This window comes from Streptomyces sp. NPDC058008 (genome assembly GCF_042886395.1).
Taxonomy (GTDB): Bacteria; Actinomycetota; Actinomycetes; order Streptomycetales; family Streptomycetaceae; genus Streptomyces.
On sequence record NZ_JBHVQX010000016.1, the window covers coordinates 155,160 to 165,296 of the forward strand.

The following is a 10,137-nucleotide window of genomic DNA, read 5'->3' on the forward strand; positions in this document are numbered from 1 at the left end:
CGGGAGCGTGCGCCGGGCGCGCGTCGCGCGGGTGCGCGGGGCCGCCGGGCGGCGCGGGCCGCCGGGCCCGAGGGACCGGAATCCGGAGGGCCGCGCAGCCCGTCGCGCCCGCCCGGGAGTGCTCACCAAGGGCCTCAGGTACCGGCCGGCTGCTTCACCGCCGGGGTGTCCGCGCCGGGCTCGGCGGAGGGCTCGGCCTCGGGCCGGAAGGCGATCTCCCCGTCGAGGACCTTGCGCATCCGGTCCTTGTCGAGGGCGCCCTCCCACGTGGACACCACGATGACGGCGACGCAGTTCCCCAGGAGGTTGGTCGCCACACGCATCGTGTCCATGATGCGGTCCACCCCGAGGAGGAGCGCCACCGCGCCTGCGGGGATCACCCCGAGCGCGGACGCGGTGGCGGAGAGGGCGAGGAAGGCCGAACCGGGCACACCGGCCATCCCCTTGCTCGTCAGCATCAGCACGACGACGACGGTGATCTGCTGCCCGAGCGTCAGGTCGACCCCGACGGCCTGGGCGATGAAGAGGGTGCCGACGGACAGGTAGATCGACGCGCCGTCGAGATTGAAGGAGTACCCGGTCGGAAGGACGAGTCCGACGGCGTCCTCGCGGCAGCCGGCCTGCCGGAGCTTCTGCATCATGCGCGGCATCACCGCCTCGCTGGAGGCGGTACCCAGGGCGAGCAGCATCTCCTCGCGCGTGTAGCGGACGAACTTCCACAGGCTGACGCCCGTGAACGCCTTCAGGGCCACGCCGAGGAGGACGAGGAACACGAGTGCCACGGCGTAGCAGACCGCGATGAGCTTGCCGTACGTCGAGAGCGCGCCGAGACCGTACTCCCCCACCAGGTGGGCGGTGGCACCGAACACCGCCAGGGGAGCCAGCCGCATGATGAAGCCGACGACGGCGAAGACGACCTCCTGGACCTGTTCGATGGCGGGGAGGACGGCCGGCACCTTGGACTGGCCCAGGTGCAGCAGGGCCGCGCCCACCAGACAGGCGAGGACGAGTACCTGGAGCAGGGAGTTCTCCGCGAAGGCGCCGACGGCGCTGTCCGGGAGCGAGTGGAGGATGAACTCCGAGGTGGAGGGCAGCGAGCCGCCGCCGGTCTTCTCGTCCACGGCGGACGCGTCCAGCGACGCCGGGTCGACGTTCATCCCGCTGCCCGGTTGGACCAGGTTGCCCGCCAGGAGGCCCGCGGCGAGGGCGAGGGTCGTGGCGACCTCGAACCAGATGAGCGCCTTGATGCCGATGCGGCCGAAGGCCTTCAGGTCTCCGGCCTTGGCGATGCCCGCGATCACCACGCAGAACACCAGCGGCGCGATCATGGCTTTGATCAGCCGGACGAAACCGTCGCCGAGGGGCTGTACGGAGGATCCCAGCTGCGGCCAGAGCCGTCCGACGACGACTCCCAGCACGAGGGCGAGAGCGACTTGCGCGAACAGTGAGGTGCGGAGGAAACGGGCGGTACGTCGGGCCAGTGACGGGCTGGCGTCCGGCATGAGCACTCTCCAATGAACTTTCCACGATACGGAAACATTCTTCCGTCGGCTGCCCGCCACTATGACCGCTCGTTCTGTTCAGTGGAAGATGCCTGCGAAGGCGGAGATCTACTTTGGCGGTATCTACAACAAGCCGCCGCGGGTGGTCATTCGGCTGCCGCCGCAGGCCCGGTGACCGGGTGGTGCCCGCCTGGCCGGGTCCCGCCCCGGCCCTCGGGGCGGGGTCCCGCCGCGTTCCGCCGGCGGCCCCGTGGCCCTCTCGGCACACGGGCCGGGACACGAGGAACCCGCGGGCGGCGCCGCTGGATGACGCGGTGCCGCCCGCGGGTTCCGGGCGGCGTGGTCCGCCGGGCCCGCCGCTTCCGGTCAGGGGGTGACGAGGACCTTGAGCGCCTCGCGCCGGTCCATGGCCCGGTATCCCTCGGGCGTCTGCTCCAGGGGCACGGTGCGGTCGAAGACCCGGCCCGGTTCGACGGTGCCGTCCAGGACGGCGGGGAGCAGTTCCTCGATGTACGCGCGAACCGGCGCGGGGCCACCGGTGAGGGTGACGTTGGGGCCGAAGAGGCTGCCGAAGCCGACGGGGGCGTCCTCGTACTGGGGGACTCCGACGCGGCTGATCACTCCGCCGGGCCGTACGGCACCGAGGGCCATCTCGTAGGCGGGCATGTGCCCGACGGCTTCCAGCACCGCGCGGGTACCGTGTCCGCCGGTCAGGTCGCGGACCTTCGCGATGCCCTCCTCGCCGCGTTCGGCGATCACGTCGGTGGCGCCGAAGAAACGGCCCAGGTCGGTGCGGGCCCTGTGCCGGCCCATGAGGATGACGCGTTCCGCGCCGAGCTGCCTGGCCGAGAGGACGGCGAGCAGTCCGACGGCACCGTCGCCGATGACGGTGACGGAGTCACCGGGACGCACGCGTGCCTGGTGGGCGGCGTGATAGCCGGTGCCGTAGACGTCCGCCAGGGTGAGCAGGGACGGCAGCAGCGCGGTACCGGCGTCCTTGGGGAGCTTGACCAGGGTGCCCTGCGCCTGGGGGACGCGGACGGCTTCGGCCTGGGCACCGCCGACCCCTGCGGCGAAGAAGCCGCCGTTGGGGCAGGACGTGTGCAGGCCCTCGCGGCAGAACTCACAGGTGTTGTCGGCGAAGGCGAACGGTGCGACCACCAGGTCACCCCGCTTCAGACCGGAGACCTCGGAGCCGAGCTCCTCGACGGTGCCGAGGAACTCGTGGCCCATGGGCACGGGTCCGTCGGCGGCGTCCATCGTGTGGAACGGGTGCAGGTCGCTGCCGCAGACGCAGGAGCGGACGACGCGCACGACGGCGTCGGTCGGCCGCTCGATGACCGGGTCGGGGGCGTCCTGGACGCGGACGTCGCCCGCTTCGTACATGAAGGTGGCCCGCATGGGGACAACTCGCTTTCTTGTCGGGTTGGATGCTGGTGCCCGTCCGCTGTGGCGCGCACGGACGGCGGGTACGGGAACCGCTCGGTGCCGGGTGCCGGAGGGCGTCTCGGTGCGGGACGCGTGGGAGCGCGTGGCCGCCGGTCGCTCCCGGGCGGACCCCGGCTTCCGGGACCGGCGAGCGCTCCGCCGTCCGGTACCGGAGAGGCGCACGGGGGTCAGGGCACCCTGAGGATGATCTTTCCGCGCCCCTGGTGGCCACGGAGCCGGGCCGCGGCCTCGGCCGCGGTGTCGAAGGAGAACGCGGCGTCGATCAGGGGCCGCACACGCCCCTCGGCGACCGCGGGCAGCAGTTGCTCGGCGGCCGCCGCGAGGACGCCGCCGAGCTCCGCGGCCCGCGTGAAGCCGAAGGACACGCCGTACAGGCGCAGATGACGGTGGGCCAGTGCGTCCAGGTCGACGGTGGAGGCGGCCCGGTCGAGGCGGCCGACGCTGACGACGGCGCCGTCGGTGCGGGTGGCGGGCAGACAGCCCGCGAAGGTCCGGCCGCCGACGTGGTCGAGGGCGACGTGGACACCCTGACCGCCGGTGGCGGCGAGCACCGTCCGGGTCATGTCCTGCCCGCCGTCGCCCGTGACGACGACGGTGTGGGCTCCCGCGTCCTGGAGGAGGCCCGCCCTGGCCTGGTCACGGGTGGTGGCGATGACGGACGCGGCACCCAGGGCACGGGCGATCCGCACACCGATCAGCCCGATGCCCGAGGTGGCGCCGGTGATCAGCACCGACTGTCCCGCCCGGAAACCGGCCACGGCGAGGGCCCCGTACTCGGTGAGCAGCCCGGTCGGCAGGGCACACGCCTCCTCGTCGCCCAGCACGTCGGGGACGCGTACGACGTGCCGGTGATCGGCCGCCACGTACTGGGCGAAGCTGCCCGGTGCGGTGCCCATCACGCGACTGCCGACAGCGGGCGCGCCGGCCCCTTCACCGACGGCCGTGACCTCACCGGCGAACTCGAAGCCGGCCCGGTACTCCTCACCCGTGCCGCAGGCCGTGGGATCGGCCGCGGCCAGCATCACGGCGTCCGCGTGGTTGAGCGCCACCGCGCGGGCACGCACCACCACCTGTCCGGGGCGTGGTTCCGGTACGGGGACCTGACGCGGTGTCCAGTCAGGGCCGCTGCCGCCGGACAGGGCGGTCATCGTGGCGGGCATGAGGGGTCTCCCTTCGTGTGCGGGTTCAGCGGCTGCGGGTGCGCGCGGCGGCGTACTGCTCCTCGGTGACCTTCTCCAGCCACGTGGTCTCGGGGCGGTCGTCGCCGGGAGCGGGGGCCTCCCACAGCGCCAGGTGCTCCATGAAGCGGTCCCCCGTGGCGCCGTGCCAGTGCTCCTCGCCGGGCGGGCAGGTGACCGTCTCACCGGGGAGGGCTTCCAGCACGGTGCCGTCACGGGTGCCGATCAGGGCGGTACCGGCCACCACGTGCAGGGTCTGGCCCACCGCGTGGTGGTGCCAGGCGGTGTGCGCTCCCGGGGAGAAGCGGACCATGTTGGCCCGCATCCGGGAGGGTTCGGTGCCGGCGTACAGGGCGTCGAACCACACGTCTCCGCTGAACCAGTCCTCCGGCCCCTTCGCCGTGGCCTGCTGTGTCACGAACTTCATCTCTCGCTGTTCCTCTCGTCTCGGCCAGGGGTGCGCCGTGCGCGGCGCACGGTCGTCCGGGTCCCGGCCTCAGTGCCCCGGCGGGGTGGCGGTCTGCTTGAGGCGGCCCAGCGCGTCCATGGCGTTGGGCCAGCCCGCGTAGAAGGCGAGGTGGGTCAGCGCCTCGGCCAGCTCGTCGCGGCTCAGCCCGTTGTCCAGGGCCAGCCCCAGGTGGAAGGTGAGCTGCTCACCCCGGTACAGGGCGGCCAGCGCCGCCACCGTGACCAGGCTGCGGTCCCGCGGGGAGAGCCCCGGGCGCTTCCACACGTCGCCGAAGAGGACCTCGTCGGTGAGCTCCGCCATCTTCGGCGCCACGTCTCCCAGCGCCTTCTGCGCGGGCGATTCCTTTTCCGTCACGATGAATTCCTCCGGTTCCGCGCTTCGGCCGGTCGACCGAATTCCTGGATCTCTTCTTCCTGTCTGCTGCCCAGCGTCGCACCCTTGCGGAGCACTGTGCAGAGGAGATTTTCGTCCTGGGAGGAGAACATCCTGGGAGGGATTCCTCCCCCTCACAGGAAGCGCGCCCGCTGTCACACTGGGGGCATGAGTCCGACACCGCATCTCAACGAGCTGGGCGAGTTCCTCAAAGCACGCAGGGCCGAGCTCAGCCCCCGGGCCGCGGGCCTTCCCGACAGCTCCGGCCACCGCCGGGTCTCCGGCCTGCGCAGGGAGGAGGTGGCCCGGCTCGCGGCGATCTCCACGGACTACTACACCAGGCTGGAGCAGGGCCGCATGCCCGCGTCGGCACCCGTGCTGGAGGCGGTCGCCCAGGCACTGCTCCTCGACGGCGACCAGCGGCGCTATCTCTTCGGTCTCGCGGGGAAGGAGACCTCCAGGCCCCGTCGCCGCACCCGGCAGAGGGTTCAGCCGCAATTGCGCAGGGTTCTGGACGATCTCACGGCGACGCCCGCCGTCGTGATGGGCCGCAGAATGGACGTCATCGCCTGGAATCCGCTCGCGTCGGCATTGGTCACCGATTTCTCAGCCGTTCCGGAAAAGCACCGCAATTACGTGCGCATCCTGTTCACCGACCCCGCGATGCGCACGCTGTACGCCGACTGGAAAGGCGTCGCCCGCACCAGTGTCGCGCAATTGCGCATGGAGGCGGCCAAGTATCCGGACGACCCCCGGCTGACCGCCCTGGTCGGTGAGCTCTCGGTCCAGGACGCGGACTTCCGCCAGTGGTGGGCCGCGCACCACGTGGCGACGCTGAGCGTCGGCACGAAGGTCCTCCACCACCCGGTCGCCGGCGAGCTCTCCCTGGACTGGGACACCCTGACCGCCAGCACCGATCCGGACCAGCAACTGGTCGTCTGGACCGCCGAGGCCGGCTCCCCCACCCACGACGGACTGCGCGTCCTGGCGTCCTGGGCAGCCGGCCGGCACCTCGCGGATACTCCGTCCGAGTGAGGGCGCAGCGGTTCAGGGGGTGGTCAGTTCACCCGTGCGCAGGGCGGAGGTGACCCCACCGTCCATGAGCAGGTCGGCGCCCGTGATGAAGTCGGCCTGCCGGCCCAGGGGGAAGGCGGCCGCTTCCGCCACCTCGTCGGGCGTGCCGAAGCGGCCGGCCGCCGACACCTCGCGCACGTGGTCGAACCAGTCGCTGCGGGGCCCGGACAGTTCGTCCCGGGCCAGCGGTGTGATGATGACGCCGGGACTGACCGCGTTGAGGCGGGCGCCGCGCTTGCCCCACGCGGCGGCGGCGGTCTGCACCCGCAGCGAGTTGGCCCGCTTGGACAGTGCGTAGGCGTGGACCGTGGAACCGATCCGGCCGGGCTGGAGAAACGGCAGGGCCAGCAGCTCGTCGGTGCGGACCGTGGCGAGGGCCCGCTCGGTCTCCGGGGCGTACGGGCTCTCCCGGTGCCCGGCCATGCTGGCGACGACCAGACCGGCCCCTCCGGGGGCGACGACACGGGCGAAGGCGTCGAGGACCATCGCGGTGCCGAGGAGGTCGACGTGCAGGATGCGCTCGACCGGTGCCTGGGTGGGTGAGACGCCCGCGGTGTGCACCACCTGTGCGACGGGGCCCAGGGCGGCGGCTGCGTCGGCCAGCGCCTCGACGGCCGCGTGGTCGGAGACGTCCGTGACACGGGTGATGACCTCGTGGCCCTCGCCCCGCAGGCGTTCGGCGGCGGCCGTGGCCGCCTCGTCGCTGTGGTCGGCGAGCAGCACGGTGCGGCCCGCCCCGACGCGGCGTGCGATGGCCAGGCCGATGCTTCCGGAGCCGATGACGACCGCCACGTCCCTGGGCCGTTCCACTGCGTCGTTCATGTCGGGATCCTCCTGGTGTCCGTGTGTCCCGGACCGGGTGCGCGGCAGTGATCCGCCCCCGGCCGGGCGTGCGGTCCCGTCGTCACGGGGTGATCCGCCCCGGCCGGGCGTGCGGTCCCGGCGTCACGGGGCGATCCGCCCCGGCCGGGCGTGCGATCCCGTCGTCACGGGGTGATCAGGACCTTCAGCGCCTCGCGGTCGTTCATCGCCCGGTAGCCCTCGGCGATGTCCTCCAGGCCGAGCGTGCGGTCGAAGACGCGGCCGGGCGTGATCGAGCCGTCGAGGATGTGGGGCATCAGCTCCTCGATGTAGGCGCGCGCGGGGGCGACCCCGCCGGTGAGGGTGATGTTGCGCAGGAAGTCGCCGAAGCCGAAGGGCACGTCGGTGAACTGGGGCGCGCCGACGCGGCTGATGGTGCCGCCGGCACGGACCACACCGAAACTCTGGACCAGCGCGTCCTGGAGGCCCACGCATTCGAGGACCTTGTGGGTGCCCTCGCCGCCGGTCAGGTCGTGGACCCGGGCGACGCCCTCCTCCCCGCGCTCGGCCACCACGTCGGTGGCGCCGAATTCGCGCCCCAGGTCGGTGCGCCGGGTGTGCCGGCCCATCAGGATGATCCGGTCGGCGCCCCGGAGCCGGGCCGAGATCACGGCTGCCAGGCCCACGGCGCCGTCGCCGACGACGGTGACGCTGTCGCCGCGTCGGACGCCGGCGGTGCGGGCCGCGTGGTAGCCGGTGCACAGGACGTCGGAGAGGGTGAGCAGGTCCGGCAGCAGTGCGGAGTCCTCCCCCACCGGCAGTCGGACCAGGGTGCCGTCGGCGTACGGGATCCTGGCCGCCTCCCCCTGGCCGCCGTCGACCCCGTCCACGCCCCACGGTCCGCCGTGCACGCAGGAGGTCTGGAGTCCCTCCCGGCAGTACACGCAGGTGTTGTCGGAGTAGACGAACGGCGCCACGACGACGTCGCCGCGCTCGAACCCCCGTACGTCGGAGCCCGTCTCCTCCACGACTCCGAGGAACTCGTGTCCCATGTGGCGGGGCCGGTCGGTGGGCGGCAGCGACTTGTAGGGCCACAGGTCGCTGCCGCAGACGCAGGACAGCACGATCCGTACGATCGCGTCGGTGGGGTTCTGGATCCTGGGGTCGGCGACGTTCTCGACGCGCACGTCGTCGGCGGCGTACAGCAGGGTGGCTCGCACGGGTGGAACTCCTCGGTCGGTGAAGGGGTGGCGGTGGTGTCGTCAGCGGTGTGCGGACCCGCGCGTCAGCGCGGTTCCAGCCGGAGGGTCGATGCGCGGGCCCGGTCGGTCAGGACGTGCTGGACGATGTCGGGGTAGCGCCCGTACTTGTCGCGGTAGGCGGCGTCCACCCGCGTGTACACACCGGGGTCCGCCTCACGGAAGGCCACCTCCTGCCGTACGCCGCCGGCTTCGACGCGGCCCTGGTGACGGGATCGCGTCCCGCGGTACCAGGGACCGTCGGTGCCTTTGACCGAGCGGACGTAGAGCTGGTCGCCGGCGCGCACCACCCACATGGTCACCGGGTCGCGGAGGCTGCCGTCGCCGCGTTCGGACCGCAGGGCCAGTTCCTCGGCGCCGCCGATCTGCTCCAGGTCGGAGCCGTTCCAGGTCTTCATGGTCTTTCCTTCCGGACAGCGGGCGGGGGCGGAGGGCCGCCACCGGGCCGACGACGGCACCCGGGCGCCGGGCGCTCAGGCGTTGAGGCGTTCAGGCGTTCAGAGGGGCTTTGCCGAGCCGGCCCACGATGGCCGGGTCGCGGTGGTCGAAGAACTGCGACGACCCGGTGTCCAGGGCGGCGATGTCCGCCATCTGACCGTCGGTGAGCGCGAAGTCGAAGACCTGGATGTTCTCCGCCATGCGCTCGACACGCACCGACTTGGGGATGACGACGACATCGCGCTGGATGAGCCAGCGCAGGACGACCTGCGCCACGGACCTGCCGTGCGCGGCGGCGATCCGGGTGAGTACCGGGTGGGTGAAGAGGTTGTTGCGGCCCTCGGCGAACGGGCCCCACGACTCGATCTGGACGCCTCGCTCGCGCATCACGTCCTGGTCGGCCGTGCGCTGGTGGAAGGGGTGGGTCTCGATCTGGTTGACCGCGGGCGTGACCTCGTTGTGGTCGATGAGGTCCACGAGCCGGTCGGCGTGGAAGTTCGAGACCCCGATGGCCCGCACGAGGCCTTCCCCGTGCAGCCTCTCCATGGCACGCCAGGAGCCGTACACGTCGCCGTAGGGCTGGTGGATCAGGTACAGGTCGAGCGAGTCCAGGCCGAGTTTGCGCAGCGAGGTGTCGAAGGCGCGCCTGGCCTTGTCCTCACCGGCGTCGGAGACCCAGAGCTTGGTGGTGACGAAGAGGTCCTGGCGCGGGACGCCGCTGTTCCTGATGGCGCGGCCCACGGCCTCCTCGTTCCCGTAGGCGGCCGCTGTGTCGAGGGAGCGGTAGCCGGTGGCGAGGGCGTCGCCGACGGCCTGTTCGGTCTGCTCGGGCGGGATCTGGTAGACGCCGAAGCCGAGGATCGGCATCGCTACGCCGTTGTTGAGGGTGACGGTCCGCATGGGGGCTTCCTTACGTTCGGTGTCCGTGGGGCGGGTGTCAGCGTTCGGGCGTCTGCCGCGTGACTCCGGACGGGTCTCGCCGGCCGCGCCGGGCAGCCTGTCCAGGGGCTCGATCTGCTCGGCGGTCGGCCTGATCCGGTCGGCCGCGGTGTTCCCTCCGACCCGGCCGACCCGCTCGGCGCCCGGGACGGGGCCGATGTGGTCACCCCGGGCGAGCGGCCACGCCGGGGCGGCCCGCGCCGCGGTCGCGCCGGCTTCCTCCGCAAGGGCCTGGACCGCGGCCGGCGACGCGCGGGGGGCGACGGAGGTGTTCGCCGGTGAAGCGCGGAGCGCCATGCCGGAAGCGCCCTCGGCGAGGCCGTCGCCGGCTCCGCCTGGTCGCGGCGTCCCTTCGGGGCCCCGCCGTCGAGTTCGTCGTCGGTGCGGGGGCCGTGGGCCTCCGCCGTGTCGATCAGGGTGACGTCCGGCTCCACGGCGCGGTGCGGGGTCCGGACGGACTCCGCCTGGCCGGTCCCGGAGTCGGTGCGGCCGTGCGGCATCCCCGTCGCCCCCGGGCGGACCCACGAGACGTCCGGGCCGCCCGGCTCGATGTACCGCATCGCTCGTCACCTCTCCTCCTCGGCCCCTGCCGGGCCGCGCGCACCGGTGTCCTTCGGCCCGCGCCCTTCCAGCCTGCGGCCGTATGCCGAGGACAG

Annotated in this window: 10 protein-coding genes; 1 reads left to right on the forward strand and 9 read right to left on the reverse strand. The window is 72.6% G+C overall.

Annotated features, from left to right (window positions below; genetic code table 11):
- Positions 1-134: 134 nt before the first annotated feature.
- From ACFVS9_RS18315 to ACFVS9_RS18335, 5 genes are all read right to left on the reverse strand, one after another.
- On the reverse strand, positions 135-1,502 hold the full coding sequence (locus tag ACFVS9_RS18315) for a cation:dicarboxylate symporter family transporter (RefSeq protein ID WP_383117848.1): 1,368 nt from the start codon (positions 1,500-1,502) through the stop codon (positions 135-137).
- Between the two features lie 366 nt (positions 1,503-1,868).
- Positions 1,869-2,903: an alcohol dehydrogenase catalytic domain-containing protein gene (locus ACFVS9_RS18320; RefSeq protein WP_383117656.1), complete on the reverse strand. Its 1,035-nt coding sequence runs from the start codon at positions 2,901-2,903 to the stop codon at positions 1,869-1,871.
- A gap of 215 nt (positions 2,904-3,118) precedes the next feature.
- A complete protein-coding gene (locus ACFVS9_RS18325; protein ID WP_389933519.1) occupies positions 3,119-4,111 on the reverse strand; it encodes a zinc-binding alcohol dehydrogenase family protein in 993 nt (330 codons plus the stop codon).
- Positions 4,112-4,136: 25 nt separating this feature from the next.
- Entirely contained in the window at positions 4,137-4,556 is a 420-nt protein-coding gene (locus ACFVS9_RS18330; RefSeq protein WP_383117654.1) for a cupin domain-containing protein, read from the reverse strand.
- Between the two features lie 69 nt (positions 4,557-4,625).
- Positions 4,626-4,898, reverse strand: a complete 273-nt coding sequence (locus ACFVS9_RS18335; protein WP_383117658.1) for a carboxymuconolactone decarboxylase family protein — start codon at positions 4,896-4,898, stop codon at positions 4,626-4,628.
- A 240-nt stretch (positions 4,899-5,138) separates the two neighbouring features.
- Between ACFVS9_RS18335 and ACFVS9_RS18340 the strand changes: the two genes are divergently transcribed.
- Positions 5,139-6,005, forward strand: coding sequence for a helix-turn-helix domain-containing protein (locus tag ACFVS9_RS18340; RefSeq protein ID WP_389933522.1), 867 nt, complete (start codon positions 5,139-5,141; stop codon positions 6,003-6,005).
- Positions 6,006-6,017: 12 nt separating this feature from the next.
- On the opposite strand, the gene ACFVS9_RS18345 is transcribed toward ACFVS9_RS18340, so the two are convergent.
- The 4 genes from ACFVS9_RS18345 to ACFVS9_RS18360 all read right to left on the reverse strand — a co-directional run bounded on the left by ACFVS9_RS18345 (position 6,018) and on the right by ACFVS9_RS18360 (position 9,442).
- On the reverse strand, positions 6,018-6,866 hold the full coding sequence (locus ACFVS9_RS18345) for an SDR family oxidoreductase (RefSeq protein ID WP_389933525.1): 849 nt from the start codon (positions 6,864-6,866) through the stop codon (positions 6,018-6,020).
- A 164-nt stretch (positions 6,867-7,030) separates the two neighbouring features.
- Entirely contained in the window at positions 7,031-8,065 is a 1,035-nt protein-coding gene (locus ACFVS9_RS18350; RefSeq protein WP_383117651.1) for a zinc-binding dehydrogenase, read from the reverse strand.
- A gap of 65 nt (positions 8,066-8,130) precedes the next feature.
- Positions 8,131-8,502, reverse strand: coding sequence for a DUF2255 family protein (locus ACFVS9_RS18355; RefSeq protein ID WP_389933528.1), 372 nt, complete (start codon positions 8,500-8,502; stop codon positions 8,131-8,133).
- A gap of 91 nt (positions 8,503-8,593) precedes the next feature.
- On the reverse strand, positions 8,594-9,442 hold the full coding sequence (locus tag ACFVS9_RS18360) for an aldo/keto reductase (RefSeq protein ID WP_383117649.1): 849 nt from the start codon (positions 9,440-9,442) through the stop codon (positions 8,594-8,596).
- Positions 9,443-10,137: the final 695 nt, after the last annotated feature.

Coding starts and splice junctions, on each gene's coding strand:
- ACFVS9_RS18315 (WP_383117848.1), bottom strand. CDS start 1,502: ATGCCGGACGCCAGCCCGTCACTGGCCCGACGTACCGCCCGTTTCCTC.
- ACFVS9_RS18360 (WP_383117649.1), bottom strand. CDS start 9,442: ATGCGGACCGTCACCCTCAACAACGGCGTAGCGATGCCGATCCTCGGC.
- ACFVS9_RS18340 (WP_389933522.1), top strand. CDS start 5,139: ATGAGTCCGACACCGCATCTCAACGAGCTGGGCGAGTTCCTCAAAGCA.
- ACFVS9_RS18320 (WP_383117656.1), bottom strand. CDS start 2,903: ATGCGGGCCACCTTCATGTACGAAGCGGGCGACGTCCGCGTCCAGGAC.
- ACFVS9_RS18330 (WP_383117654.1), bottom strand. CDS start 4,556: ATGAAGTTCGTGACACAGCAGGCCACGGCGAAGGGGCCGGAGGACTGG.
- ACFVS9_RS18325 (WP_389933519.1), bottom strand. CDS start 4,111: ATGCCCGCCACGATGACCGCCCTGTCCGGCGGCAGCGGCCCTGACTGG.
- ACFVS9_RS18355 (WP_389933528.1), bottom strand. CDS start 8,502: ATGAAGACCTGGAACGGCTCCGACCTGGAGCAGATCGGCGGCGCCGAG.
- ACFVS9_RS18345 (WP_389933525.1), bottom strand. CDS start 6,866: ATGAACGACGCAGTGGAACGGCCCAGGGACGTGGCGGTCGTCATCGGC.
- ACFVS9_RS18335 (WP_383117658.1), bottom strand. CDS start 4,898: ATGGCGGAGCTCACCGACGAGGTCCTCTTCGGCGACGTGTGGAAGCGC.